At 68.3% G+C, this 26697-nt stretch carries 20 protein-coding genes; 14 read left to right on the top strand and 6 right to left on the bottom strand.

All coding sequences use genetic code 11. The features are described from left to right. Nucleotides 1-190 precede the first annotated feature (190 nt). Nucleotides 191-1309 carry an adenylate cyclase regulatory domain-containing protein gene (locus ACZYY4_RS17205; protein WP_463811210.1) on the bottom strand — a complete coding sequence of 373 codons (1119 nt, stop codon included), beginning with the start codon at nt 1307-1309 and terminating at the stop codon, nt 191-193. A 33-nt stretch (nt 1310-1342) separates the two neighbouring features. Here ACZYY4_RS17205 and ACZYY4_RS17210 point away from each other — a divergent pair, with 33 nt between their 5' ends. The 4 genes from ACZYY4_RS17210 (at nt 1343) to ACZYY4_RS17225 (ending at nt 6938) form a co-directional block, all read left to right on the top strand. Beyond that, complete coding sequence (locus ACZYY4_RS17210) at nt 1343-2494, top strand: MalY/PatB family protein (RefSeq protein ID WP_463811211.1); 1152 nt, start codon at nt 1343-1345, stop codon at nt 2492-2494. A gap of 9 nt (nt 2495-2503) precedes the next feature. Beyond that, nucleotides 2504-2941, top strand: a complete 438-nt coding sequence (locus ACZYY4_RS17215) for an HIT family protein (RefSeq protein ID WP_463811212.1) — start codon at nt 2504-2506, stop codon at nt 2939-2941. 4 nt (nt 2942-2945) lie between these two features. Beyond that, entirely contained in the window at nt 2946-3401 is a 456-nt protein-coding gene (locus ACZYY4_RS17220; protein ID WP_463811213.1) for a nitroreductase family deazaflavin-dependent oxidoreductase, read from the top strand. 138 nt (nt 3402-3539) lie between these two features. Further along, the gene (locus ACZYY4_RS17225; protein ID WP_463811214.1) at nt 3540-6938 is read left to right on the top strand and encodes a PecA family PE domain-processing aspartic protease; all 3399 of its coding nucleotides are present in this window, start codon (nt 3540-3542) and stop codon (nt 6936-6938) included. Here ACZYY4_RS17225 and ACZYY4_RS17230 read toward each other — a convergent pair. Further along, a complete protein-coding gene (locus ACZYY4_RS17230; RefSeq protein WP_463811215.1) occupies nt 6935-7975 on the bottom strand; it encodes an LLM class flavin-dependent oxidoreductase in 1041 nt (346 codons plus the stop codon). The genes ACZYY4_RS17225 and ACZYY4_RS17230 overlap by 4 nt on opposite strands. Before the next feature lie 21 nt (nt 7976-7996). Continuing rightward, the gene (locus ACZYY4_RS17235; protein WP_463811216.1) at nt 7997-8815 is read right to left on the bottom strand and encodes a uracil-DNA glycosylase; all 819 of its coding nucleotides are present in this window, start codon (nt 8813-8815) and stop codon (nt 7997-7999) included. A gap of 242 nt (nt 8816-9057) precedes the next feature. Between ACZYY4_RS17235 and ACZYY4_RS17240 the strand changes: the two genes are divergently transcribed. The 6 genes from ACZYY4_RS17240 to ACZYY4_RS17265 all read left to right on the top strand — a co-directional run bounded on the left by ACZYY4_RS17240 (nt 9058) and on the right by ACZYY4_RS17265 (nt 15087). After that, a complete protein-coding gene (locus ACZYY4_RS17240; protein WP_463811217.1) occupies nt 9058-11034 on the top strand; it encodes a hypothetical protein in 1977 nt (658 codons plus the stop codon). A gap of 74 nt (nt 11035-11108) precedes the next feature. Further along, complete coding sequence (locus ACZYY4_RS17245) at nt 11109-11324, top strand: type II toxin-antitoxin system HicA family toxin (protein ID WP_463811218.1); 216 nt, start codon at nt 11109-11111, stop codon at nt 11322-11324. Between the two features lie 46 nt (nt 11325-11370). Next, a complete protein-coding gene (locus tag ACZYY4_RS17250; protein ID WP_463811219.1) occupies nt 11371-11739 on the top strand; it encodes a hypothetical protein in 369 nt (122 codons plus the stop codon). A gap of 44 nt (nt 11740-11783) precedes the next feature. After that, nucleotides 11784-13151, top strand: a complete 1368-nt coding sequence (locus ACZYY4_RS17255) for an FAD-binding oxidoreductase (RefSeq protein ID WP_463811220.1) — start codon at nt 11784-11786, stop codon at nt 13149-13151. Nucleotides 13152-13273: 122 nt separating this feature from the next. Further along, entirely contained in the window at nt 13274-14497 is a 1224-nt protein-coding gene (locus ACZYY4_RS17260) for a cytochrome P450 (protein ID WP_463811221.1), read from the top strand. Beyond that, nucleotides 14497-15087 carry a TetR/AcrR family transcriptional regulator gene (locus ACZYY4_RS17265; RefSeq protein ID WP_463811364.1) on the top strand — a complete coding sequence of 197 codons (591 nt, stop codon included), beginning with the start codon at nt 14497-14499 and terminating at the stop codon, nt 15085-15087. Before ACZYY4_RS17260 ends, ACZYY4_RS17265 begins: the two co-directional genes overlap by 1 nt. Here ACZYY4_RS17265 and ACZYY4_RS17270 read toward each other — a convergent pair. Together ACZYY4_RS17270 and ACZYY4_RS17275 are read right to left on the bottom strand one after the other, a co-directional pair. Further along, a complete protein-coding gene (locus ACZYY4_RS17270) occupies nt 15068-16207 on the bottom strand; it encodes an acyltransferase family protein (RefSeq protein WP_463811222.1) in 1140 nt (379 codons plus the stop codon). The genes ACZYY4_RS17265 and ACZYY4_RS17270 overlap by 20 nt on opposite strands. After that, nucleotides 16204-17952 (bottom strand): DEAD/DEAH box helicase, encoded by a 1749-nt coding sequence (locus ACZYY4_RS17275; RefSeq protein WP_463811223.1) that lies wholly within the window; start codon nt 17950-17952, stop codon nt 16204-16206. Before ACZYY4_RS17275 ends, ACZYY4_RS17270 begins: the two co-directional genes overlap by 4 nt. Before the next feature lie 117 nt (nt 17953-18069). On the opposite strand from ACZYY4_RS17275, the gene ACZYY4_RS17280 reads away from it, so the two are divergent. After that, nucleotides 18070-18630, top strand: a complete 561-nt coding sequence (locus tag ACZYY4_RS17280; RefSeq protein WP_463811224.1) for an LppP/LprE family lipoprotein — start codon at nt 18070-18072, stop codon at nt 18628-18630. Between the two features lie 19 nt (nt 18631-18649). Here the strand turns inward: ACZYY4_RS17280 and ACZYY4_RS17285 are convergent, their stop codons facing one another. Beyond that, nucleotides 18650-20578 (bottom strand): MFS transporter, encoded by a 1929-nt coding sequence (locus ACZYY4_RS17285; RefSeq protein ID WP_463811365.1) that lies wholly within the window; start codon nt 20576-20578, stop codon nt 18650-18652. 556 nt (nt 20579-21134) lie between these two features. On the opposite strand from ACZYY4_RS17285, the gene ACZYY4_RS17290 reads away from it, so the two are divergent. The 3 genes from ACZYY4_RS17290 to ACZYY4_RS17300 all read left to right on the top strand — a co-directional run bounded on the left by ACZYY4_RS17290 (nt 21135) and on the right by ACZYY4_RS17300 (nt 26694). Beyond that, a complete protein-coding gene (locus ACZYY4_RS17290) occupies nt 21135-21845 on the top strand; it encodes a hypothetical protein (protein WP_463811366.1) in 711 nt (236 codons plus the stop codon). 140 nt (nt 21846-21985) lie between these two features. Further along, nucleotides 21986-25675 carry a multifunctional oxoglutarate decarboxylase/oxoglutarate dehydrogenase thiamine pyrophosphate-binding subunit/dihydrolipoyllysine-residue succinyltransferase subunit gene (locus tag ACZYY4_RS17295; RefSeq protein ID WP_463811225.1) on the top strand — a complete coding sequence of 1230 codons (3690 nt, stop codon included), beginning with the start codon at nt 21986-21988 and terminating at the stop codon, nt 25673-25675. A gap of 194 nt (nt 25676-25869) precedes the next feature. Beyond that, nucleotides 25870-26694, top strand: a complete 825-nt coding sequence (locus ACZYY4_RS17300) for an SDR family NAD(P)-dependent oxidoreductase (RefSeq protein ID WP_463811367.1) — start codon at nt 25870-25872, stop codon at nt 26692-26694. Nucleotides 26695-26697 lie beyond the last annotated feature (3 nt).

A 26697-nucleotide genomic window follows, 5' to 3' on the forward strand; every position in this document is an offset into this window, starting at 1 on the left:
ACTGACGCCGCCTAACACCAGCACCGAGACCGCTCACCAGTCTTTGGTCACCTTGAATTTTCGAGTGAGGCGGGCAATCATCATGTCCCCTCCCCCGCGTGACAGACGTGACAGACGTGACGCCACGCCGGCCCGCGCGACCGACTGAGCCACCCGCGCCAAGCCTCGCTGAGCAAGCCCAGCCCGGTGCTCAGCCAGAGGCAGCGTGGCGGACCCGGAAGACGCTCACCTCGCCCTTGATGCCTTTGAGGTGCCGCGCCCCAGCGAACGACCAGCGGAAGGCGTCGTCGTCGGCGAGCGCCTGCTGTACCGGCCCGGCGGCCAGCACCGACCCGGGACGCGCGACCCCGGTCACCCGGCTGGCCAGGTTCACCGGGCTGCCGAACCAGTCACCGATCCGGCTCACCGCCTCCCCCGAGGCAATGCCGGCACGCAGCCGGGGCAGGCTGTCGTCGGCCTGGGCGGCCTCCAGCAGCCGCAGCACCGCGTCGACCATGGGCGCCGGCTCCGGGCAGACGAACATCACCGCGTCGCCGATGGTCTTGATGAACCGCACCGGCGGAACGGCGATCTCGCGCCCCAGCGCGGTCAGCCGCTCGGCGAGCTGAACCAGCTCCTCGGGCGGCACCATCTCCCCGAGGCGGGTGAAGCCGACCAGATCGGCGAAAGCGACGGTGACCTGCCGAGCTCCCGGCAGCGGTGCGCCCGCCAATCGCTCACCGGCGGTGACTGCATCGGTGTCGAGCTGATGGCGCAACTGCATCATCAGCATGTCCTCGACGAACGGGCCCAACATCGGCGCCAGCCCGGCCACCAGGTCCAGCGACCGCTGCGCTATCTGCAGCTCGGTGACACCCGGCTCGCCGATGGCCGATAACACCGTGAAGCGCATGAATTCGGCGGCGTGCGCCAGCCCGTCGGCCAGCACGCGAGCGGTTTGCAGGGCCTGCTCCGCATCGATGCCGGCCTCGATGAAACGGCGCGCATGCATGGCGATGCTGGCGTCGGCGCGCATCTGCACCGGGGCATCCGGATCGTCCATCCAGGGCAGCCCGACCGCGCGCTGCAGGCGCTGCAACTGCTCCAGTCCGACTCCAGTGGATTCACTGATCTCACGAGCTGAGACGTACGTGCCGTCGTCGCCGACCAGCCGTCGCGACGCCAACAGCATCGGTGAGACGTTCCCGCGGATCTCCTCGGCGGTGATGCCCTGTCCCAGCAGCCATTCGATCAGCTCGGCGCGTTCGGCACGCGCGTCGCCGTCCAGCCCGTCGAGCAGGTCTTGGATCTTCGGATCGGGATCAGCCACGCCGCAAACCTATCTCCCGGCAGACTGTTCGGTGTGCCTGACGTCTTCGACTCACTGACCGACGAGCGGCTCCGTGCGCGCCGGACGGTCAAGTGGAACCACTTCGCGCCCGACGTGCTGCCGCTGTGGATCGCCGAAATGGACTTTCCCACCGCACCGGCGGTGCTCGACGCGCTGCGGGCCTGCATAGCCGACGAGGAGTTCGGCTATCCGGCGCTGGGTTCGGATGCGCTGCCGGTGGCCACCGCCCGCTGGTGCGAGCAGCGTTACGGCTGGCCCGCGCGGCCCGAGTGGGTGCGGACGGTGCCCGACGTACTCAAGGGCATGGAGGTGGTCATCGGTTTCCTCACCCGCCCGGAGAGCCCGGTGGTGCTGCCGGTTCCGGCCTACATGCCCTTCTTCGACCTGCTGCAGGTCTCCGGGCGCCAGCGAGTGGAAATCCCGATGACACAGCAGGATTCGGGCCGCTACGTGATGGACCTCGACGCTCTGGACGCTGCGTTCGCTGCCGGCGCGGGGTCGCTCATCCTGTGCAACCCGAACAATCCGCTGGGCACCGCGTTCACCGCTGAGGAGCTGCGCGCCATCGTCGACATCGCCGCCCGTCACGGCGCCCGGGTCATCGCCGACGAGATCCACGCCCCACTGGTCTATGAGGGCCGCCACGTTCCGGCCGCCTCGGTGTCCGAAGCCGCCGCCGACACCGTAGTCACGCTGATGTCGGCGTCCAAGGGCTGGAACCTGCCCGGCCTGATGTGCGCCCAGGTGATCCTGTCCAACCAGCGCGACGCCGAGCAGTGGGACAAGATCAACATGCTGCACACCATGGGGGCTGCCACCCTCGGTATCCGCGCCAACATCGCCGCCTATACCCAAGCCGACTGGCTGGAGGGCCTGCTGAGCTATCTGCGGGCCAACCGCGACCATCTGAGCCAGGTGCTGCCCGCAGCGGTGCCGGGGCTGCGGGTCAGCCATCCCGAGGCCACCTACCTGGCCTGGATCGATTTCCGGGATCTGGAGCTGCCGGCCGAACCGGCGGATTATCTGCTGGCCAACGCGCGTGTGGCGCTGAGCCCGGGCATCCCGTTCGGCCGCGGGCAGGGGTTCGCGCGGCTGAACTTCGGAACCACCCGAGCGATCCTGGACCGGGCGATCGACGCGATGGCCGCCGCGCTGAACGGCTAACGTGGCGGGGTGTCTTGTGTGTTCTGCGCCGTGGTTGCCGGTGACGCCCCGGCAGTGCGGATCTACGAGGACGACGACTACCTGGCTTTCCTCGACATCCGGCCGTTCACCCGCGGCCACACCCTGGTGATTCCCAAACAGCACTTCGTCGACCTGACCGACACCCCGGCGGCCGCACTGGCCGGCATGCTGGCGGTCGGTCAGCGGATCGGGTTGGCAGCGCGCACCTCCGGGCTGCACGCCGACGGGAACAACCTGGTGATCAACGACGGCCGGGCGGCGTTTCAGAGTGTGTTCCACATCCACCTGCACGTGGTGCCGCGCCGCAGCGGCGACAAGCTGTCGTTCGCCAAGGGTGTGCTGGTGCGCCGAGACCCGGACCGGGAGCAGACCGGGCGAATTTTGCGGGCCGCACTGGCGGACAGCGACACCGCGCCGTCAGACTGAACCCATGGACCATCTCTCCTCGTTCGAAAAAGTGGGCGTCCGAATCCTCGGCCTCCATGATCTGATCTACCGCTGGACCAACGGCTGGGTCGGCCACCGGGTGCCGGGCCTGCCGCCCAACCTGCTGCTGCACCACGTCGGCGCGAAAACCGGCCGGGCACGCACCTCGACGTTGAGCTACGCCCGCGACGGGGAGACGTACCTGATCGTCGCGTCGATGGGCGGCGCTCCCCGCTCCCCCGGCTGGTACCACAATCTCAAGGCGCACCCCGACGTCGAGATCAACGTCGGGCCGAAACGCCTGCGGGCCACCGCGCGGCCGGTGCTGCCCGACGACCCGGACTATGCCCGGCTGTGGCGAATCGTCAACGCCAACAACGCCAATCGCTACGACGCCTACCAGCAGCGCACTGCCCGGCCGATCCCGGTGGTGGCCTTGACGCCCGTCGCGTCCACTTAACCGGCAATATTTCGTTCTGCGGAATCCACTTGTCCGTTGTTAAGGGCATCTTCAGGTAGTAACTTGTGCTGTGATCGCACGCTCGGGAACGGTGCTTTCTAGCAGGGTTCGCCCTCGACGCGGAACAAGGTGAGGGCTATGAGCCGACGAACCAACCCCCAGTCGCGACGCCGGCGCGGGGCGCGCGGGGCACTCGGAGCGTTCCTGGCCGCCGGGACCATCGGCGCCGCTGTTGGCTTGAACCCCGTTACGCCGGCGCGCGCCGACGCAGACCTGGACTGGTTGGTCGAGCTGTTCACTCCGGCCGCCGGGGTGGCCGAGTCCGGCCCGTTGGACTCCGCGGCACTGTTCGACCAGCTCCTCTACGACCCGTTGCACACCCAGATCCAGGCCTGGATCACCAGCCCCTTCGGCGAGCAGATCAGCACCGGCATCAACCAAATGCTCGGCTCCTATGTAATCGGCAATGGTCTCGACGGGACGGCGGATAACCCCAACGGCGGCACCGGTGGCCTGTGGTTCGGCGACGGCGGGACCGGCTTCGACCAGAGCGCCGCCGGAGTGGCCGGCGGCAACGGCGGAGCGGCCGGAATGTTCGGCGACGGCGGCGCCGGCGGCGACGGCGGAGTCGGGGCCGTAGGAGGAATCGGCGGCGCCGGCGGGTCGATCATGGGCAACGGCGGAGCCGGCGGCGACGGCGGGATCGGTATCAACGGCGGCGTCGCAGGCACCGGCGGCGCCGGCGGCGACGCAATCGCCTGGCTCTTCGGCAACGGCGGGGCCGGCGGCAGCGGCGGGATCGGGGCCGGCGGCCTGGCCGGCACGGCGGGCTTCGCCGGGGGTATCGGCGCACTGGGCGGCGCCGGCGGCGCGGGCGGATCCAGCCTGTCAGCACAGTACGGCGACGGCGGCCGCGGCGGAACCGGTGGAATCGGCGGTACCGGCGGGGCCGGTGGATCGGGATCGGCTGGGGCTGACGCGACCGTCGCCGGCGGGGCGGGCGGCAACGGCGGCGACGGCATGCAGGGCGGCAACGGCGGCGCGGGCGGCAACGGCGGCGCAGGCGGCACCTCGGCCCACGGCACCGCGGGCCTGCTGGGTGACGGCGGGAACGGCGGAAACGGCGGGGCCGGCGGCAATCCCGGTGACGGCGGGGTCGGCGCCAACGGCGACGCGAGCAACCCCGACGGTGGCCGGGGCGGCAACGGCGGCCTCGTCGGCGCCGGAGGCCACGGCGGCGCCGGCGGGACGGGCGCCGTCCACGGCGTCAGCGGGGCAACCGGAACAGCGTTGACCACCCATGCCGGTGACGGCGGAAACGGCGGAAACGGCTACACCGCAACCACCGCAGGTGCCAGCGGCGGCAAGGGCGGCGACGGCGGGACCGGAAGCCTGCACGGCAACGGCGGAGCCGGTGGAGCCGGCGGCAACGGCGCCACCGGCGCAAACGGCACCGCCGCTCTCAACAACGGCAACGCCGGCACCGGCGGTAACGGCGGCAACGGCGGCGCCGGCGGCAACTCCCTCGGCGACGGCAACGGCGGAGCAGGCGGGGCCGGTGGCGCAGCCGCTGACGGCGGCCGCGGCCTGGACCAATCCGCGCTTCCCCCGAGCGCCACCCTGCCCGGCAGCGGCGGAAACGGCGGAACGGGTGGTGTCGGCGGGGCCGGCGGCAGCAGCCTCAGCGCGCATGGCGCCGGCACCGGTAACGGCGGCGCCGGCGGCGCGGGTGGCGCCGGCGGCAACGGCGGCGGCAACGGCATCGCCACGCTGGACGTGGCCAACAGCGTCCAATACGGCAGCGGTGGCGACGGCGGATCCGGCGGCGTCGGTGGCCACGGCGGGCTCGGCGATCACGGCGCCTCCGGCGGCGGCACCGGCTTCGACGGTGGTGCCGGTGGCACCGGCGGCTCCGGCGGCGCGGGCGGGGCGGCCTACCACGGCAACGCCGCGTTGGGCGAGCACGGTCGTTTCGGCACCAACGGAGACGGCGGCGCCGGAGGTGGCGGCGGCATCGGCGGTGGCGGTGGCACCGGGGGCACCGGGGTGTCCAATGCGGGCGGAACCGGGGGCAACGGCGGCCACGGGGGGACGGCCGGCGACGGCGGTGCCCCCGGCAGCGGCTCCTACGCCCAGCCCGGAATCAACAAGGCGCCGGTCGGGATCGGCGGCGACGGCGGCGATGGTGGAGCGGCAGGAGCCGGCGGGACCGGCGGTGTCGGCGATGCCGGGTTCACCGGCGGCAAGGGTGGCAACGGCGGAGTGGGCGGCGCCGGCGCCGACGGCGGGGACGCTACCGGCAGTTTCTATCCGCAGGGCTCCAGTGGCGGGGCGGGCGGATCGGGCGGCGCCGGAGGCAATGCCGGGACGGGCGGCGCCGGAGGCTCCGGCGCCAACGCGGGCAACGGAGGCAATGCCGGCGCGGGCGGTGACGGCGGCGACGGAGGCCACGGCGGCGACACCACCCTCGCCTCAATCAACGTGCACGGCGGGTCGGCCGGTGACGGCGGCGATGGCGGGGCGGCGGGCGCGGTGGCCGCCGGCGGCGCCGGAGCCGGCGGGGGTGACGGTGGCAACGGCGGAACCGGTGGTGACGGTGGGAAGGTCGGCAGCAACGGCGCCAACGGCGCCGGAGGCAGTGGCGGCGCCGGCTCGGGCGCCGGAGCCGATGGGACCACCGGCGGCCCGGACGGCCTCGTCAACGCCACCATCCCGCTGTATCTGCAAAACGGTGGGATCAGCCCGATCGTCTACATCTCGATCAACGGCGGCCCGCCGGTCGCGGTGCAGATCGACACCGGTTCGACCGGGTTGACGATCCTGGGCAACAGTCAAGGCCTGGGCGACTCGGTCTATTCCGGCAGTGCAAGCTACGCCGGCCTGGGGAGCCAGTCCTACAGCTACCACACCTACGACACCACGGTCGGCTTCTGCGACAAGGCGGGCACCTGCTTCGACGGTCTGGTCACCGATCCCACCGCGGTCAATGTCGTCGACCCGGCGTCGACCGCCCTGATGACGCAGTACTTCAACCAGTACCACATCGTCGGCGTGCTCGGCATCGGGCCGAACAACGGTTTCTCCGGAACCTCGACGATCATCTCGGCGTTGCCCGGCGCACTCAACCAGGGTGTGCTCATCGACGCCACCCGCGGCGAGGTGGTCTTCGGCCCCAACCAGTTGGACCCGGAGCTGTCGGTGCCCGGTTCCCCGTTCGTGGACACCATGGTCTCAATCAACGGTGGTGTGCCACAAGCGGTTTCCACCTCGATCGATTCCGGCGGCATGTTCGGCAGTGTCCCCCAGTGGCTGGTTCCCAGCGCCGGAATCGGCTCGCAACTGCCGGTCGGCACCGAGGTTTCGGTGTACACCGCCGATGGCCAGACGCTGCTGTACTCCTACACCACCACCGCGACGAACAGCCCGTGGGTCTGGGCGAATACCTCGATGAACAGCGGTTACTTCCCGTTCTCGGAGAACCCGATCTACATCGACTACCGGCCCAGCGGGTTCGGGTCGACGATCTTCGACCGTTAGAACAGCTCCTTGGCGAGCAGTTCCAACGTCTGCTCGCGCCCGGGCGCCGTGGCCGGGTCGGTGCCGCGGTAGGCCGACGCGACCGGGTTGACCATCACCTCGTCGACGTCGAAGTGCTCGGCCAGCGCCTTGAGCTGGTCGGCCGCTTGCGCGGGTGCGCCGACGACCGCGCGCTGCAGCCCGCCGTCGACGATGCGCTGCTCCTGGTCGGACACCGGAGCCGCCTGCGCGTCCTCGACGAGATCGACAGACCCCAGCGGTCGCCCGGTCCGCAGCCGCGCCATCATCTGCAGATTGGGCAGCATCAATGCCGTTGCCTCATCGCGGGTTTCGGCGACGGCCGCATTGACGGTCAGGAACGTCGTCGGTTCTGGGCACACCTCGCTCGGGGTGAAATGCTGCCTGTAGTAGGCCAGCGCCTCCTCGGTGCCGTGGCCGGAGAAGTGGTGGGCGAACACGTACGGCAGGCCCTTGGCCGCGGCCAGCCGCGCCGAATACATGCTCGACCCCAGCAGCCACAACCGCGGCTCGCTCGCCGCGGCCGGGGTTGCCTTGAGCAGGTAATCGCCGTCGCGCAGTTGGACCTGCACGCCGCGGCTGCTCATCATCGCCCGCACCTGATCGAGATAGTCGGGGAAATTCGTGATCTCCTGCTCGGCCGCGCCTTCCCTACCGCCGCGCAGCATGAACGAGGTAACCGGGTCCGAACCGGGTGCCCGGCCGATGCCCAGGTCGATGCGTCCCGGCGCGGCGGCCTCCAGCAGCGCGAACTGTTCGGCGACGGCCAGCGGGGCGTGGTTGGGCAGCATCACCCCGCCGGAGCCGAGCCGCACCCGCGCCGTCTGTGCGGCCAGGTAGGCGAGCAATACCGGCGGGCTGGTGGCGCCGACCGACGGCATGTTGTGGTGCTCGGCCACCCAGTAGCGGGTGAAGCCGAGCCGGTCGGCGGTTTGGGCCAGCCGGACCGTGGCCGCCAGCGCGTCGGCGGTCGACTGGTCGGTGCGGACGGGGACGAGGTCAAGGACGGATAGGCGCACGTTATTAGTCAACGCGACGGCTCAGCCGGATAGTCCCCCCAGCTCCGCCGCCCGGCCGAAGATGTCGTCGAGCATCGCCGGGGTGAGCCGACCGGTGAACATGTTCTGCTGACTGGGGTGATAGCAGCCCAGCAGCCGCAGCGTCGGGCCGAGTTCGGCCACCGCGCCGTGCCCGAACTTGGGTTTGGGTTTGGGCACCAAGTCGGCCGCCATCCGCAACGCGACCTGCCAGGCGAAGCCGCCCAGCGCCACCAACACCCGCGCGTGCGGCGCCAGCAGCCGCCACTCGGCATCCAGCCAGGGCGCGCAGGTGTTGCGCTCGACCGTCGTCGGCTTGTTGTCCGGCGGTGCACAGCGCACCGGGGCGACGATCCGAATCGCGTTGGTATCCAGGCCGTCCGCGGCGTCCACACTGGTCGACTGGTTGACCAGGCCGGCCCGGTGCAGAGCGGCATACAACTGGTCGCCGGAACGGTCGCCGGTGAACATCCGGCCGGTGCGGTTCGCTCCGTTGGCGGCGGGTGCCAGCCCGACGATCACGATCCGCGGCGTCGGTGACCCCCAGCCCGGCACCGGACGTCCCCAATAGGGTTGGTCGGCAAAGGATTTCCGTTTGGTTACGGCCACGTCTTCGCGCCAGCTCACCAGCCGCGGGCAGGCCCGGCACACGCTGATCAGCGCGTCCAGTTCGGGGATCGACTCGGTTTGGCCGGCCAGCTGGGCCACCCGGGCGGCATCAGGGGCCTGCGGGGTTTCCGGGGTGGCCGGGTCGCCGGGCCAACCGGTGCCGGGATGCACCGGGGAGTCGAAAGGCCGGCCGGTGCGGGGGTGCGGGTGCATGACACCATCCTGCCGCCGGGTGCCGCACTATTGAGAAACGGCGCTACAAAGAGAGCTGCTGTGCTGTCGCCCGGATTTCGCGGATGTAGTGATGTCGCTCGGCTGCGCTCACCTCAGGTCGCAGCGGACCCAGCCCAGAGCCTTGCGCTCACGTTCATCCGACGGTAGCGTCGCGTCTCATCTTACTGTCAGCTGTCATTCATATGCCAAATAGTTGTCATATTTGATCGGAAAGGGGTCCCATGGCCGCGAGGCGGGCTGAAGGATCGGCCGACAGATCGAGTCGGGCCCGCGCGCTGCGCGCGGCCGGGCTCGCGACAACCGCGGTGGTCGGCACCCTGGCGATCACACTCCAGCAGGCCACCATGGAACCTCCGCCGCGGGTGGCGTTGACGTCGGTGTCGGCCGAGGTGCAACAGGCGATCGACGCCCTTCTGGACGTGATGAAGCAGGCGGCGGCCGACGACGCGGCACTGCCGTTCGCGACACCGGACGGCGTCGCCATGCTGATGACGGGTCTGCAGAATACGAATTACGAATTGCTCATGTCCGGGGTATCCCGGGTTACCGAGTTGTTCGGCGGATGGTTTTTCCACTCGCCCGAAGTGATAGCCGGTGACGCCGCCAACTCCCGGCAGTTCTTCCAGTTCTTCACCCCCGACATCAATTACCACGTGACGGCAGGCCTGGCCCCGGGCGCGACCTATGAGCTCACCGGCACGCTCGGCGGTGGAACCGAGGCATTCGCCATCGCCACCGAGCAGATCACCGGGTCACAGGCCGTCAGCAAGGAGAGCCTCGAACTCGGCCACGATCTGGTGGTCAACCCCGACGGCACCTTCACCGTCTACATCGGCCCCGATGCGCCCAGTGGCGCGGTCAACTTCATCGACGACGACAGCGCCACCATCCAGGGGGCCGCCTCGCTGTTGGTCCGGGATATGTTGGGCGACTGGGCGAAGGGCCCCAGCAACATCAGCATCCACTGCGTGGCAGATTGCCCACCGTTCTTCGCCATCCCCGAGGGCGGGTTCTTTCCCAGTGACGACGGGACGGTGCCGCCGAAGATCACGTCGATCGACGGCGCCCTGACCACCCTGTTCAGTGCCTTCGCCAAGATCGCCGGCCCCTTCAACACCCAGAACATGGGGCTCGCCCAGATCGCGGGGATCGCGGAGCCCGCCAACACCATGAGCCCGCTGGCCACCGAGACGAGCCTGTTCCTCACCGGCCTGCCGAGCGCGGACGTCTCCGCGGGGAATTTCGACCTGGACCCCGGTCAGGCGTTGATCGTGAAAGTGCCGGATGTGGAAGCCGCGTACAAAGGTATCGAGCTGATGAACGTCTACGGGGCGGCGTTGCCTTTCACGCTGGCGCAGACCACGTTGAACAACACCACGGCGTTTCAGTCGGCCGACGGCTACACCTACTACGTCGTCAGCGCCACCAACCCGGGCGTGGCGAACTGGCTGGACACCGGAGGCATCCCTAACGGCGAGATCTTCGCGCGGTTCGAAAACCTTCCTGACGGAACCGACCCGACGGGCACGGAGGTGACGACTCAGGTGGTGTCGGTGGCCGACGTGGCCCAGTACCTGCCCGACGACACCCCGACCGTCAGCCCGGCGGAATACGCCGCCGACATGACCCAGCGGGTGCTGTCCTATGACTACGCCCTGGACGTGTCCCGGATGCACGCCCAACCCAGCTGGTTGATACAGGAACTGCTGTTCTCCGGGCTCAAGGGCCTGATCGGCAGTGACAATTTCGCGTCGGTCTTCGGCGAGGAGCCGGAAACACCGCTGGCACTGCGCTTCACCGACGCACTGAGCCCGAATTGGGACGCGGTGTGGCACGGGTTCACCAGCGATCCATTCGGCAGCATGACTGCAGTGGCCAACAACCTGCCGTTGCTGTGGAGCGATATCAGCCAGCCGTTCCAGCTGGCGGCAGCGCAATCCGTGCTGTCGCTGCTGTTGCCCGGGTCGGCCGGCTCACTGCTGAATGACGCACTGCTCGACCCGAACGGCGGGATCGTTGCCGGGCTGCTCAATGCCCGCGACGACCTGGCCACCACGATCCTGACCGCCACCAATTCCTGGCCGACGGAGATGGGTGAACAAGCCGCCCAGCAGTGGGCGAACATGTCCGAGCTGGTCGAGCAGACCGCCCCCACCGATCTGGGCTCGTTGTTCGCCGCGATGTTCGACGCCGGCTGACGCGCATTTCAAGCAGCAATATTATGTGTCTACAACAGTAGACTGGAAATTGTCTACCCGGTTAGACTAGTGTTGTGATTGCACCGGCGCCCACTCGAGAAATCGTCAAGCAGCTCAAAACTGCCGGCTTCACCCGTCGCGACGGGAAAGGCAGTCACACCATGTGGACCTGCTCGCACGGCCGCTACAGCATCTCGCTGGCCGATGGTCATCGCACCATCAGCCCGGGCGTGCGCCGTCAGGTCGACGCCGCGATCAGCGCCTGCGCCGCCAACTGCAAGGAGGACTGAGATGCAGACCTACCAAGTCAACGTCACCCGTGATGACCGATGGTGGATGATCACCATTCCAGAACTCGCCGGCTACGTCACTTCGGAGGGATCGGTCAACGTTGGCGACACCACGCAGGCCCGCCGGCTCGCCGACGTGCCCAGGCAGGCGATCGACTTCGTCTGTACCGTCACCGATGTCGCGCCATCCCAGGTGGGACTGAACATCACGATCGAGGTCGACGGCATCAACGTGACAGCCGAGGCGGAAAAAGTGGCCCGCAATCGGGAGTTGGCGGAGCGTCACGCCGCGGCTGCACAGGCCGAAGTCCGTGATCTTGCTCGACGCCTGGCAGAACATGGGGTGGCGGTGCGTGATGTGGGTGAGGTGCTGGGTGTGTCGTTTCAGCGTGCTCAGCAACTGATTTCCGCGTAGAGCGCTCAGGTCCGGCCGGGTTTTCCCGCGGTTAGGATCACGTCGTGGACGCCGATGCCTTGGCCCAGCTGATCGCCGACCTGCCCAAGGGCATGGTGGTCACCGATCCGACGATCACCGCGGGCTACCGCCAGGACAACGCGCTGGATCCGCAGGCGGGCCAACCGCTGGCGGTAGTGCGTCCGCTGCACACGGCGGAGGTGCAGCAGGTGATGCGGTGGGCCACCGCCCACCAGGTCCCGGTGGTGACCCGGGGGGCGGGTACCGGATTATCCGGCGGCGCCACCGCGCTCGACGGCGGGATCGTGCTGTGCACCGAGAAGATGCGCGAGATCACCGTCGACCCCGTCACCCGTACCGCGGTCTGCCAGCCCGGCCTGTTCAACGCCGAGGTGAAGAAGGCCGTCGCCGCGCACGGGCTGTGGTACCCGCCGGATCCGTCGTCGTTCGAGATCTGCAGCATCGGCGGCAACATCGCCACCAACGCCGGCGGTCTGTGCTGCGTCAAATACGGCGTCACCACCGACTACGTGCTGGGCCTGCAAGTGGTCTTGGCCGACGGCACCGCGGTGCGCCTGGGCGGGCCGCGGCTCAAGGACGTCGCCGGGCTCTCGCTGACCAAATTGTTCGTCGGCAGCGAGGGCACGCTCGGGGTGATCACCGAGGTGATCTTGCGACTGCTGCCGGCCCAACCCAACTCCGCGGTGGTGGTGGCCACGTTCGAGTCGGTGGCCACCGCGGTCGAGGCAGTGCTCGACGTCTCGGCGCGGTTGCGTCCCTCGATGCTGGAATTCATGGACAAGGCGGCGATCAATGCAGTCGAGGACCAACTGCGGATGGGACTGGACCGCGACGCCGCCGCCATGCTGGTGGCCGCCTCCGACGAGCGGGGCCACGCCGGGGCCGAGGACGCCGAGCTGATGGCCAAGGTCTTCACCGAACACCACGCCAAGGAGGTGTTCTCCACCGACGACCCGGTCGAGGCCGAAGGCTTCGTCGCGGCCCGGCGGTTCTGCATTCCGGCCGTCGAGGCCAAGGGACCCCTACTGCTCGAGGACGTCGGAGTCCCACTACCGCAACTGGGCGACCTCATCACTGGCATCGAGAGAATCGCCGCCGAAAACCGGCTGATGATCTCGGTGATCGCGCACGCCGGCGACGGCAACACCCACCCGCTGATCGTGCACGACCCGGGCGACCCCGACCATGTGCGGCGGGCCGAGGCAGCCTACGGCGAGATCATGGATCTGGCGCTGGCGCTGGGTGGCACCATCACCGGAGAGCACGGCGTCGGACGGCTGAAGCGGCCGTGGCTGGCCGAGCAACTGGGTCCCGAGGCGATGGCACTCAACCAGCGGGTCAAAGCCGCGCTCGACCCGCTGAACATTCTCAACCCCGGTTCGGGGATCTAGCTCGTTCCTGTGTGCGAGCGTGCGTGAATCCGGGAATTTTCCCGGCGTGTTGACCGGGGACACGCTCCCTCGCGGGAATAGACCCCATTGACGGATGGCGTCGATTGTCGTACTAATAAGACATGCCGACCACTTTGTCTCACCCGAGGTTCGTGCCCTGTAACGCCGAAACCTGGCCGAACCCCTACCCGATGTATGCCGCGCTGCGTGATCACGACCCGGTCCACCACGTGATCCCGGCCGGGGATCCCGACCAGGACTACTACGTGCTCTCCCGACACGCCGATGTCTGGGCGGCCGCTTCCGACCACGAGACGTTCTCGTCCGCCAAGGGCCTGACCATCAACTACGGCGATCTGGAGATGATCGGCCTGACCGACAATCCTCCGATGGTGATGCAGGACCCGCCGAAGCACACCGAATTCCGCAAGCTGGTGGCCCGCGCCTTCACCCCCGCGCATGTCAAGCGACTCGAACCGCAGGTGCGCGAGTTCACCGTCGAGCGCATCGAGCGGTTGCGCGCGGGCGGCGGCTCGGGCGATATTGTCGCCGAACTGTTCAAACCCCTGCCGTCGATGGTCGTAGCGCACTTCCTCGGGGTGCCGCAGGAAGACCGGGCCCAGTTCGACCGCTGGACCGACGCGATCGTCGCGGCCACCGTCAGCGAGGACGGGGTCGCCTCGGCCGGTGACGCGGTGATCGAGATGATGACCTACTTCACCGGGCTGATCGAACGGCGCCGCACCGACCCGGGTGAGGACACCGTCTCGCATCTGGTCGCCGCGGGCATGGGCGCCCCGGGCGACGACGCCGGGATCTTCGCGATCCTGGCGTTCGCGTTCACCATGGTGACCGGCGGCAACGACACCACCACCGGAATGCTGGGCGGGTCAACCCAATTGCTGCATCGGCGCCCGGATCAACGCCGGCTGCTGGTCGACGACCCGGCACTGATCCACGAGGCCATCGAGGAACTGTTGCGGATGACCTCACCGGTGCAGGGCCTGGCCCGCACCGCCACCCGCGACGTCACAATCGGTGACACCACCATCCCGGCCGGTCGCCGGGCGCTGCTGCTGTACGGCTCGGCCAACCGCGACGAACGCCACTTCGGACCGACCGCCGAAGACCTCGACGTGTTGCGCAAGCCGCGCCAGATCCTCACCTTCGGCTACGGCGCCCACCACTGCATCGGCAACCAGGCCGCACGTATGCAGGCGCAGGTGGCGCTGGAGGAACTGCTCGCCCGCTGTCCGGACTATGCAATCGACGAAGCCGGGATCCGCTGGGCCGGCGGCAGTTACGTCCGCCGACCGCTGTCGCTGCCCTTTACCGTGGAGTCATGATGGCCGGGCGGACCTGGCTGTCCGATCAGCGCGGTGAATTGGCCGCCGAGAGGCTTCTCGACGCGGCCGAGAAATTATTCGCCGAGCATGAACCCGACTCGGTGGGCATGAATGAAATCGCCCGCGCCGCAGGGTGTTCCCGCGCCACGCTGTACCGCTACTACGAGAGCCGCGACGCGCTCTACGCCGCCTACGTGCACCGCTGGGCCAACGCGCTGTATCACGAGCTGACCCAGCGGCTGGCCGGGATCGACGATCCGGTGCAACGGCTGCTCACCGGGATCACCGAGTCGCTTGCGCTGGTGCGGAGCAACCCGGCGCTGGCGTCGTGGTTCGCCGAGACCGGTCCGCCGATCGGTACCGCGATGGCCGAGCGGTCCGACGTCATCACCGTGATGGTCACGACGTTCTTGTCCGCGCTGGGGACCGACGACAGCGACACCCGGCAGCGCGCCCGTTGGGTGGTGCGGGTGATGACGTCGCTGCTGAGCTTTCCGGGCCGCGACGCCGACGACGAGCGGGCGATGCTGATGCAGTTCGTCGTCCCGGTGGTGGTCGCGCCGGACCGGCTCAGGTCCGCACCCGGGTGAACCGGTGCAGTAGCCACGACACCGGAATGGTGACCACCATGGTGACCACGAACAGGTTGAACATCGACCCGGTGTAGACCGGCGTGCGGAGTACTTCCACCATCACCACCTCCATCAGCACCAGGTGGACAAGGAAGATCTCGTAGGAGATCTCCCCCAGCCACACCATCGGCCGGCTGGCCAACAGCCGCGCGTACCAGCCTTGGTTGCCCAGCGCCAGCGGCGCCACCGCCAGGGTGGCGATCACCGCGTAGAAGCCGGCCTTGACCAGGGCTTCGGAGAGTTTGGCGGGTGAGGTGGTGGGTTCCCCGGCGATCGGGGTGGCCGCGATGACATAACAGATGAGCGCCAACGGAATCGCCACGAAGCCGTAGCAGCGCACGCCCATCGCCTGCAGCACAGCCAGAACCATTCCCCCGACGAACCAGATGAGGTAGGTCGGCAGCCACAGCCGGGCGCCGTCGGGCAGAAAGTCACCTTCGTGCACCAGGATCAGCCAGGCCGGGGTGATCGCCGCAACCGCCGTCAACCCGGCCAGCAGCCGCACCGGCCGCCACTGCCGCCGACACAACCAGACCAGCGTGAGATAGGCCAGCACCGGCAGGACCACATAGAAGGCGACCTCCACCGCGAGGCTCCACATCTGGGTGAGGCCCTGATGCAGAAAGCCGAACATGTAGTTGTCGGTGTAGATCTGGGTCAGCGTCAGGTTGCGCGCCAACCCGATCCAGTTGTGGCCGGGGTTCGGGCCGGCGGTGCGGAAGTGATAGATCAGGTAGGCCAGCAGCACGGTGACGATGTAGGCGGGCATGATGCGCCGCACCCGGTGCCAGGCGTAGCGGCGCACCGAGGGCGCCGGACGATCGAACGCGGTGGCCCGGACCCACGGCCGGAACAACAGAAAACCGGAGAGCACGAAGAAGATCGGCACCCCGATCTCCATCCGGGAACCCAGCAGGCCGGCGTAGCCGTGGGTGTATTTGCCGGTGGTGTAGGCCGCATGTGTGCCGACGACCAGGATCGCGGCTACTGCGCGCACACCGGTCAGCGAGGCGATCCGATCGACGTGAGCGACCTGCTCCAGTCCGCCCTGGGCGACCTCCTCCTTCGGCAGCGTCATCCCATCCGTTTCCGGTGCGTCCCCCCGTCGCCGTGGCGGTCGGGCTTGCCGGACGGCCGGTCGCGGCGCAGGTTGATCAACTGGCCCTGGATGCGGGTCTGCTCAAGCGCTTTGAGCGTCTTGCCCGACAGTTTAGCGGGCAGCTCCACCAGTGAGTGGTCCACCTTGATGCTGATGTGGCCGAAGTCGCTGCGTTGCAGGCCGCCCTCATTGGCCAGTGCTCCGACGATCGCACCCGGGTTGACCTTGTGCCGCTTGCCGACCGCGATCCGGTAGGTGGCGAAACCCTCTTTCGGAGGGCCCTTGCGGCCGTCCTTGCGGTCGGGCCGATCGAACTTCTCCCGCGCCCGTCGTTCAGCCGCAGGCGGTTCCGGCTTCATGAGGAACGCTTCCCCGTCGCGGGATTGCAGCGCCAGGGCCGCGGCGATGTCGGCCATCGGGACGTTGTGTTCGCGGCTGTACTCCTCGACCAGACTGCGGAACACATCGGTGCCCGGCCCGTTGAGCGTGGCGGTGATCCCGTCGGCGAACTTCGCCACCCGCTGGGCGTTGACGTCATCAACGCTGGGCAGCTCGGACTCGACCAGCTTCTGCCGAGTCACCTTCTCGATCAGCTTGAGCAGATGACGTTCCCGCGGGCTGACGAACAGCAGCGCGATCCCGGACCGGCCGGCCCGACCGGTACGCCCGATCCGGTGCACATAGGCCTCGGGGTCGTTGGGAATGTCGTAATTGACGACGTGTGAGATGCGCTCCACATCCAGTCCGCGGGCCGCGACATCGGTGGCGACCAGAATGTCGACGTTACCGTTCTTCAACCCGGTGATGGTGCGCTCGCGCTGCGCCTGCGCGATGTCACCGTTGATCGCCGCCGCGGAAAACCCTCGGGATCGCAGCTTTTCGGCGACTTCCTCGGTGGCCTGCTTGGTGCGGACGAACACGATCATCGCCTCGAAGGACTCGACCTCGAGCACTCGGGTCAGCGCGTCCATCTTGCGCGGGCCGGCCACCTCGATGTAGCGCTGGGTGATGTTCTCCGCGGTCGCGGTCTTGGCCTTGACGGTGACTTCCACCGGATCATGCAGGTACTTGGCGGTGATCCGGCGGATCGCCGGTGGCATCGTCGCCGAGAACAACGCCACCTGCTTGTATTCCGGGGTGTCGGCCAGGATGCGTTCGACGTCCTCGGCGAATCCCATCGCCAGCATCTCGTCGGCCTCGTCGAGCACCAGGTAGTCCAGGTGCGACAGGTCCAGGGTGCCGCGTTCCAGGTGGTCGATGACGCGCCCGGGGGTGCCGACCACCACCTGGGCGCCGCGCTTCAGCCCGGACAGCTGCACCGTGTAGGACGCACCGCCGTAGATCGGCAGCACGTTGACCCGCGGCAGGTGCGCGCCGTAGCGCCCGAACGCCTCGGCGACCTGCAGGGCCAACTCCCGGGTGGGCGCCAGTACCAACGCCTGGGTGGCTTTGCTGGCGGTATCGATACGCGACAGGATCGGGATGGCGAACGCGGCCGTCTTGCCGGTGCCGGTCTGCGCCAGGCCGACCACATCGGAGCCTGCCAGCAGGGCCGGGATGGTGGCGGCCTGAATGGCCGACGGCGTCTCATAGCCGACGTCGGCGACGGCCTGCAGCACCGAAGGGTGGATCTGCAGGTCGGCGAAGTTCGGGGCAGGCGTGTCCGAGTCGGACGGGGCGGGCAGGTCCGGGACGGACCCAGCGGGGGCATCAGGCGAGGTCATAGCGCCTAGCAGTCTACGGGCAACCGCGCCGACCTTTCGCCACAGTTGGCCAGGAAGCATCAGTCGGTCGGCCCCGCCTCCCGGAGTTGCGGGGTGCGCCCCGGTACGGTGCCCGGTGTGTTGGCCGCAAAACCGTTACGCCTGTTCGTCGGCGTGGGCGCGCTGTCCGCGGCGCTGCTGGCCGGTTGCAGTTCGGGCGATTCCACCGTCGCCAAAACACCGCAGAACACCAGCCCAGCCGCTGCGCCTGACGCTCCCACCACCGCGTCGGCGACCGCCCGCAGCAAGGCGCCGGCCGATCCGTGTGCGGTGAACCTGGCCGCACCGGCGATCGCCAAGGCCGTCTCGGAGCTACCCCGCGACCCGCGCAGCGGTCAACCGTGGAACCCGGAACCGCTCGCCGGCAACTACAACGAGTGCGCCGACCTGTCTGCGGTGATCGTGAAGGCCAATACCAACGCCGAACAGCCGAGTACCCGTGCTGTGCTCTTTCATCGCGGAGAGTTCGTTCCGCAATCGGTGCCGGACACCTATGGCTTCAACGGGATCGACCTCGCACATTGCACCGCCGACACGGTGGCCCTGAAGAACGCCAGCGGCATCGCCGGGTTGACCGGGCTGGCGAAGTTCCACTGGAACGGCGCCGGCGTGGAGATCATCGGCAACACCGCCCGGTAGCCGGCTGGCCGGCCGCGCCTCAGCGTCGGCCGTCGCGGTGCGAGTGCCGCCCGATGCGGTCGGTGTCGTCGGGGTCCTCCCGGTAATGCCGATTGCGGCGCGACGAACTCTTGCCGGAGATCCCGAATTTGGCCAGCACGTCCGGCGCCGGTGCCCGGTTGACGACCGGACGGAAATGACGTCCGGCGTCGATATGAAAACCGTTGCGGCTCAACGGTGTCGGTTGTGTCTTCAACATCCGTGCCGTCACCCGCGGGATCTCGACGGTCAGCGGCTCGGTCGCGGGATCCTCATGACGGGCTGCCCGCCGCACTTCGTGGGTGGGTTGCCGCTCGCTCGGGGCGACGATCGGGATCAGCTCGGTCGGTTCGTCGACTTCGATTTCGCGGGCCGCGTGCAAGGCCGCGATGTGGCGGGGCAGGCTGACGCGTTCCACGACGCGCGCACCGGGAAGCTGGATCCCGTCATCGAGTTCGTCGAGGTCGCCGTAATCGTCGTAATCGCTGAAATCGTCCAAGTCGTCGACGTTGTCGATCAGCCGGGATGTCCGGCGGGCCGGCGTGATGACGAAGCCGACCAGAAACAGCGCGGCGGCCACGCCGAACAGGGCGATGAAGGCGGGTAGCAGCGTCGCCTCCGACATCGCCGCCGCGAACGGCTCGTGCAGGAACTCGGGCAGTTGCCGGGCCCCGGTCCCGGGTTGCACGCCCCCCGGCATCGGCGGCAGGTTGGAGGAGATCCGCGACGTCATGAAGGCGGCCATGCCGGCGCTGCCCAGCACCGCTCCGACCTGGCGGGTCGCGTTGTAGACCCCGGAGCCGGCGCCGGCCAGGTGCGGCGGGAGATTACGGGTGGCAGTTGCCGCCAGCGGCGACCAGATGAACGCCATTCCGACGCCGATCGCCGCGAACGGCAGCAGCAGCCGCCAGATCGGAGTGGTGGGCGTCATCTCGATCGACAGCCAGGTCAGCGCGATCGCCAGCACCGAAAAGCCGAACCCGACCACCGATCGGGGGTGGGCCCGGTCGACGATTTTGCCGACGAGCGGGGCGAGGACACCGGTGGCGATCGCCATCGGCGCGGTGAGCAGGGCCGACCGGGTCGGTGACATCCCACACACCACCTGCGCGTAGAACATCAGCGGCAGCACCATCGCGGTGGCCGCGAAGCCGATGACGGCCACACCGACGTTGGCCAGGCCGAAGTCGAGGTCACGAAAAATGTGCAGCGGGACCAGCGGCTCGCCTGCTGTGGCAGCCTGCCAGTAGACGAAGACCGCCAGGCAGCCGATGCCTCCGACGATCAGCGCCCAGATCCACGGCGCCCACGCCTGTGACTCGCCTTCCTGCAGGCCGAAGACGACCAGGAACATCCCGATCCCCGACAGCGCCACCCCGATCAGGTCGAACCGATGCCGGTGGACCGGCAGTTCGGGGATCAACACGAACGCCAGGACCAAGCCAAGGACGCCGACCGGGACGTTGACGAAGAAGATCCACTCCCAGCCCAGCCGGTCCACCAGTACCCCGCCCGCCAGCGGTCCGATCAGAGTCGCCACGCCGGCGGTCGCCCCCCACACGCTCATCGCCATGCCGCGACGGTCCGCGGGGAATGTCCGGGTGATCACCGTCAGGGTCTGCGGTGTCAGCAGCGCGGCGCCGACACCCTGCACCGCACGCGCGGTGATCAACATCTCGATCCCGCCGGCCAGACCGCACCAGAGTGAGGCGCCGGTGAACACCGCCAGCCCGACCAGGTAGAGATTCTTCGGGCCGAACTGGTCGCCGAGTCGCCCGGCGACCAGCAGCGGCACCGCGTAGCCCAGCAGGTAGGAACTGGTAACCCAGATCACCGTGTCGTAGCCGATGTCGAGCGCCGCCATGATGCTGGGATTGGCGACGGCCACGATCGTGGAATCCACCAGGATCACGAAGAATCCGAGCATCATCGCCCACAGCGCGTTCCACGGATTGGGCGAATCCACCGAACCGGCTCGAGCGAAACGCACAGCATCGGCCCGTCTCGCATGGTCACCGTGCTCATGCGGCGGTCCCAGCTTCGCCTCGCCTCCGGCGAGCCTCGCTAAACCGCCGGGTCGAGTCCGGCTGCTCGTAGTGCTCAAGCGCCGCCCCTCCCCTCGCTGCGCTCTACGGTCCGGACATTAGGCCACCTCATGCGACGCTACGGACAGACGTTGCCCGGAACAACTCGCAGCGTTGGCGTGGTGATTCGCTGCCGGGCGGCTACCGGCCGGTTGAAGCGGGTAAACCCGCACCGGAGCGTTAGCCTGAAGAACACGCGACCGGGAATGGGAGGCAACCATGGGCATCTTTCGACGACGGCGGTCGGCGCAGGACCCGGCGCCCTCCCCCGGCGGTTCAGCAAAGCTCGACGGAGGAGAGGCGAAGCTGGGAGCGCCGCATGAACCCGGCGGTTCAGCAAGGCTCGACGGAGGAGAGGCGAAGCTGGGACCGCCGCATGAACCCGGCGGTGAGAAGCCCAGCATGGCGGCCCGGGTGTTGTCACGGGTCATCGAGCGCAGCGAGCGGGTTCAGGGCCCGGCGGTGCGCGCCTATGTCGAGCGGCTGCGCCACAGTGATCCCGACGCCGGCCCGGCGCAGGTAGTCGAGAAGTTGGAGAAGCGGTACCTGGCGGCGGCGACCGCCAGCGGTGCCGCAGTGGGCGCCACGGCGGCGGTGCCGGCCATCGGCACGCTGCTCGCGCTGTCGGCGGTCGCCGGGGAGACCGCAGTGTTCCTGGAGGCCACCGCGTTCTTCGTGCTCTCCGTCGCCGAGGTGCACGGCATTCCGGTCGACAACCGCGAGCGGCGCCGCGCCCTGGTGCTGGCGGTATTGGTCGGCGACCGGGGCAAGGGCGCGATGGCCGACCTACTCGGCTCGGGCCGCACCAGCGGCGCGTGGCTCGCTGAGGGGTCGGCCGGGGTTGCCGCACTGCCACTGCCGGCGGTGTCGGAATTGAACTCCCGGCTGCTGCGGTACTTCGTCAAGCGCTTCACCCTGCGGCGGGGGGCACTGGCGTTCGGCAAGCTGTTGCCGGTCGGCCTGGGCGCAGTGATCGGGGCGCTCGGCAACCGAATGATGGCCAAGAGGATCATCGGCAATTCCCGCAAGGCGTTCGGCCCCGCCGCCAACCGTTGGCCGGTCACCTTGCACCTGCTGCCGGCCCTACCGGCCGACGATGCCAGCTCCGCGTAACCGTCGGCGTGATCAACCGAACACCGGTGGCGGAATAACCGGGAGAGGCTAGCCTTTATGCAGGCAGGCGGGCACCGCCCAGATGCCTCGCCGGACGATCGGGAATACAGGAATAGAGGCGAGTAACTGTCGTGAGCGGTATGAATTCACCCTTCGGTCAGAACGAATGGCTAGTCGAGGAGATGTACCGCAAATTCCGCGACGATCCGACCTCGGTGGATCCGAGCTGGCACGAGTTCCTGGCCGACTACAAGCCCGGCGCTGATGGGTCGCCCACCTCACCGCCGGCGGCGCTGACGGCCGCGCCGGCTGCTCCGCCCGCCAAGGCTGCTCCGCCCGCCCAGGCCGCTCCGGCTGCCGCCCCCGCGCCGGCAGCCCCGGCTAATCCGAAGCCCGCAAAGCCCGCCCAGTCACCGGCCCCCGCGCCGGCCGCCGACGACGAGGTGCAGGTGCTGCGTGGCGCTGCCGCAGCGGTGGTCAAGAACATGGCCAGCTCGCTGACGGTGCCGACGGCCACCAGTGTGCGTGCCGTGCCGGCCAAGCTGATGATCGACAACCGCGTCGTCATCAACAACCAGCTCAAGCGCACCCGCGGCGGCAAGATCTCGTTCACCCATTTGCTGGGCTACGCGATCGTGCAGGCGGTCAAGCAGTTCCCCAACATGAACCGGTACTTCGCCGAGGTCGACGGCAAGCCGAACGCGGTCACCCCGGCACACACCAATCTGGGGCTCGCGATCGACCTGCAGGGTGCCGGCGGCAAGCGCTCCCTGGTGGTGGCGGCCATCAGGGACTCCGAATCCCTGCGTTTCGCGCAGTTCGTCGCCGCCTACGAAGACATCGTGCGCCGCGCCCGGGATGGCAAGCTGACCGCCGAGGACTTCGCCGGCGTGACGATCTCGCTGACCAACCCCGGAACCATCGGCACCGTGCATTCGGTGCCCCGGCTGATGGCCGGTCAAGGTGCCATCATCGGCGTCGGCGCCATGGAGTTCCCCGCCGAATTCCAGGGCGCCAGCGAGCAACGCATCGCGGAACTCGGTGTAGGCAAGCTGATCACCCTCACTTCGACCTACGACCACCGCATCATCCAGGGCGCGGAATCGGGCGACTTCCTGCGCACCGTGCACGAGATGCTGCTCTCCGACGCCTTCTGGGACGAGATCTTCTTCGAACTGTCCATCCCCTATGAGCCCATCCGGTGGCGCACGGACAACCCGGACTCGATCGTCGACAAGAACGCCCGCGTCGTCGAGCTGATCGCCGCGTACCGCAACCGCGGCCACCTGATGGCCGACGTCGACCCGCTGCGGCTGGACAACACCCGGTTCCGCAGCCACCCCGACCTCGACGTGCTGACGCACGGCCTGACGCTGTGGGATCTGGACCGGGAGTTCAAGGTCGAGGGCCTGCCCGGCGGCGACTTCCGCAAGCTGCGCGAGATCCTCTCGGTGCTGCGCGATGCCTACTGCCGCCACGTCGGGGTGGAGTACACCCACATCCTCGAGCCCGAACAGCAACAGTGGCTGCAGGAGCGCATCGAGGTCAAGCACATCAAACCTACTGTGGCGCAACAGAAATACATTCTGAGCAAGCTGAACGCCGCCGAGGCGTTCGAGAGCTTCCTGCAGACCAAGTACGTCGGACAGAAGCGTTTCTCACTGGAGGGCGCCGAGACCGTCATCCCGATGATGGACGCAGCGATCGACCAATGCGCCGAACACGGGCTCGACGAAGTCGTCATCGGCATGCCGCACCGTGGCCGGCTCAACGTGCTGGCCAACATCGTCGGGAAGCCGTACTCGCAGATCTTCACCGAGTTCGAGGGCAACCTCAACCCGGCCGAGGCACACGGCTCCGGCGACGTCAAGTACCACCTCGGTGCCACCGGGGTATACCTGCAGATGTTCGGCGACAACGACATTCAGGTTTCACTGACGGCCAACCCGTCACACCTGGAGGCCGTCGACCCGGTGCTGGAAGGACTGGTCCGGTCACGCCAGGACCTACTGGATCGGGGCGCCTCGGAAAGCAGCGAGCAGCCGGCATTCTCGGTGGTGCCGATGATGCTGCACGGCGACGCCGCGTTCGCCGGACAGGGTGTGGTGGCCGAGACGCTGAACATGGCGCTGCTGCCCGGCTACCGGGTCGGCGGCACCATCCACATCGTCGTCAACAACCAGATCGGGTTCACCACCGCGCCGGACCACTCGCGCTCCAGCGAGTACTGCACCGACGTCGCCAAGATGATCGGGGCGCCGATCTTCCACGTCAACGGCGACGACCCCGAGGCGTGTGACTGGGTGGGGCGGCTGGCGGTGGACTTCCGGCAGAAGTTCCACAAGGACGTCATCATCGACATGCTGTGCTACCGCCGCCGCGGGCATAACGAGGGTGACGACCCGTCGATGACCAACCCGGCCATGTACGACGTGATCGGCAACAAGCGTGGCGTCCGCAAGAGCTACACCGAAGACCTGATCGGCCGCGGCGACATCTCGATGAAAGAGGCCGAGGACGCCCTGCGCGACTACCACGGTCAGTTGGAGCGGGTGTTCAACGAGATCCGCGAACTCGAGAAGCACGTCGCGCTGCCCAGTGAATCGGTGGAGTCCGAGCAGCAGGTGCCGCGCGGCCTGAACACCGCGGTGGACAAGGCGGTGCTGGCCCGCATCGGTGACGCGTTCATGGCGATTCCCGACGGCTTCACCGCGCACCCCCGAGTGCTGCCGGTGCTGCAGCGACGCCGTGAAATGGCCTACGAGGGCAAGATCGACTGGGCGTTCGCCGAACTGTTGGCGCTGGGTTCGCTGGTCGCCGACGGCAAGCTGATCCGGCTGTCCGGGCAGGACACCCGTCGCGGCACCTTCTCGCAGCGGCACTCGGTGATCATCGACAACGCCAACGGTGCGGAGTTCAGCCCGTTGCAACTGCTCGCCACCAACCCCGATGGCACCCCGAGCGGCGGCAAGTTCCTGGTTTACGACTCACCGCTGTCGGAGTTCGCGGCGGTCGGCTTCGAGTACGGCTACACGGTCGGCAATCCGGACGCGCTGGTGCTGTGGGAGGCGCAGTTCGGCGATTTCGTCAACGGCGCCCAGTCGATCATCGATGAATTCATCAGCTCCGGTGAAGCCAAGTGGGGTCAGCTGTCCACCGTGGTGCTGCTGCTGCCGCACGGCCATGAGGGTCAGGGCCCCGACCACACCTCCGGGCGCATCGAGCGCTTCCTGCAGCTGTGGGCGGAAGGTTCGATGACGATCGCGATGCCGTCGACCCCGTCGAACTACTTCCACCTGCTGCGCCGGCACGCCCTCGACGGAATCCAGCGGCCGCTGATCGTGTTCACCCCGAAGTCGATGCTGCGCAACAAGGCCGTCGTCAGCGAGGTGAAGGACTTCACCGACGTCAAGTTCCGATCGGTGCTCGAGGAGCCCACCTACCAGGACGGCGACGGCGACCGCAGCAAGGTCACCCGGGTCCTGCTGACCAGCGGCAAGATCTATTACGAGCTGGCCGCACGCAAGGACAAGGACAGTCGCGACGACGTGGCGATCGTGCGGGTCGAACAGCTGGCCCCGCTGCCCAAGCGGAGGCTCGCCGCAACCCTGGACCGCTACCCGAACGCGCAGCAGTTCTTCTGGGTGCAGGAAGAGCCGGCCAACCAGGGGGCGTGGCCGCGGTTCGGGCTGGAGCTGCCGGAGTTGTTGCCCGAGAAGCTGACCGGGATCAAGCGGATCTCCCGGCGGGCGATGTCGGCGCCGTCGTCGGGATCGTCGAAGGTGCACGCCGTCGAGCAGCAGGAGATCATCGACGAGGCGTTCGGCTGAGGGACGAAGCCGCACGGCCGAGGAGACATCGGCAGCGACGAGGCGTTCGGCTAGTTTTTTCTGCGCGAGCGTGCGTGTCCCCGGCCGACGCGCCGATCGAATGACCGGGATTGCGCACGCTCGCCGGGGCACCGAGCCCCGATACCGGCGGTACCGGATAAACTCCGTTGACCACCGACCGCTGGGAGAGCACCATGCAGGGATTCGCCGGGAAAGTCGCCGTCGTCACCGGCGCCGGTTCGGGGATCGGACAGGCACTGGCCGTCGAGCTCGCCCGCGCGGGCGCGCGACTGGCGATCAGCGATGTCGACCTCGAGGGACTTGCCCAGACCGAGCAGCGGTTGACCGCGCTGGGAGTGCAGGTCAAGGCCGATCGGCTCGATGTCACCGAGCGGGAGGCGTTCATCACCTACGCCGATGAGGTCAAAGACCATTTCGGCAAGGTCAACCAGATCTACAACAACGCCGGCATCGCCTTCAGCGGCGACGTCGAGGCCAGCCACTTCAAGGACATCGAGCGGGTGATGGATGTCGACTTCTGGGGCGTAGTCAACGGCACCAAGGCGTTCCTGCCGCACCTGATCGCCTCGGGCGACGGGCACGTCATCAACATCTCCAGCCTGTTCGGGCTGTTATCGATGCCCGGTCAGGCCGCCTACAACGCGGCCAAGTTCGCCGTCCGCGGCTTCACCGAGGCGTTGCACCAGGAGATGGCCATAGCCAAGCACCCGGTCAAGGTCACCACGGTGCATCCGGGCGGCATCAAGACCGCCATCGCCCGTAACGCCACCACGGTCGAGGGTGTCGACGCCGCTGCCATGGCCGAATTCTTCGACCGGAAGCTGGCCTCCACCAGCGCGGAAGACGCCGCCCGGGTGATCCTGGACGGCGTCCGAAAGAATCGGGCCCGCGTACTGATCGGAACGGACGCCCGGGCGCTCGACCTGTTGGTGCGCCTCACCGGCTCGCGATACCAGCGACTGTTCGCGTTCGTCATCGGCAGGTTCGGGCCTCGGTAGCGG

Source organism: Mycobacterium sp. IDUB_21 (assembly GCF_055419425.1).

Excerpts from the sequence above, each read along its gene's own strand:
- ACZYY4_RS17220 (WP_463811213.1), top strand. The coding sequence starts at position 2,946 with ATGGACCATCTCTCCTCGTTCGAAAAAGTGGGCGTCCGAATCCTCGGC.
- ACZYY4_RS17225 (WP_463811214.1), top strand. The coding sequence starts at position 3,540 with ATGAGCCGACGAACCAACCCCCAGTCGCGACGCCGGCGCGGGGCGCGC.
- ACZYY4_RS17235 (WP_463811216.1), bottom strand. The coding sequence starts at position 8,815 with ATGCACCCGCACCCCCGCACCGGCCGGCCTTTCGACTCCCCGGTGCAT.
- ACZYY4_RS17240 (WP_463811217.1), top strand. The coding sequence starts at position 9,058 with ATGGCCGCGAGGCGGGCTGAAGGATCGGCCGACAGATCGAGTCGGGCC.
- ACZYY4_RS17250 (WP_463811219.1), top strand. The coding sequence starts at position 11,371 with ATGATCACCATTCCAGAACTCGCCGGCTACGTCACTTCGGAGGGATCG.
- ACZYY4_RS17260 (WP_463811221.1), top strand. The coding sequence starts at position 13,274 with ATGCCGACCACTTTGTCTCACCCGAGGTTCGTGCCCTGTAACGCCGAA.
- ACZYY4_RS17265 (WP_463811364.1), top strand. The coding sequence starts at position 14,497 with ATGGCCGGGCGGACCTGGCTGTCCGATCAGCGCGGTGAATTGGCCGCC.
- ACZYY4_RS17270 (WP_463811222.1), bottom strand. The coding sequence starts at position 16,207 with ATGACGCTGCCGAAGGAGGAGGTCGCCCAGGGCGGACTGGAGCAGGTC.
- ACZYY4_RS17275 (WP_463811223.1), bottom strand. The coding sequence starts at position 17,952 with ATGACCTCGCCTGATGCCCCCGCTGGGTCCGTCCCGGACCTGCCCGCC.
- ACZYY4_RS17285 (WP_463811365.1), bottom strand. The coding sequence starts at position 20,578 with ATGATGCTCGGATTCTTCGTGATCCTGGTGGATTCCACGATCGTGGCC.
- ACZYY4_RS17290 (WP_463811366.1), top strand. The coding sequence starts at position 21,135 with ATGGCGGCCCGGGTGTTGTCACGGGTCATCGAGCGCAGCGAGCGGGTT.
- ACZYY4_RS17295 (WP_463811225.1), top strand. The coding sequence starts at position 21,986 with ATGAATTCACCCTTCGGTCAGAACGAATGGCTAGTCGAGGAGATGTAC.
- ACZYY4_RS17300 (WP_463811367.1), top strand. The coding sequence starts at position 25,870 with ATGCAGGGATTCGCCGGGAAAGTCGCCGTCGTCACCGGCGCCGGTTCG.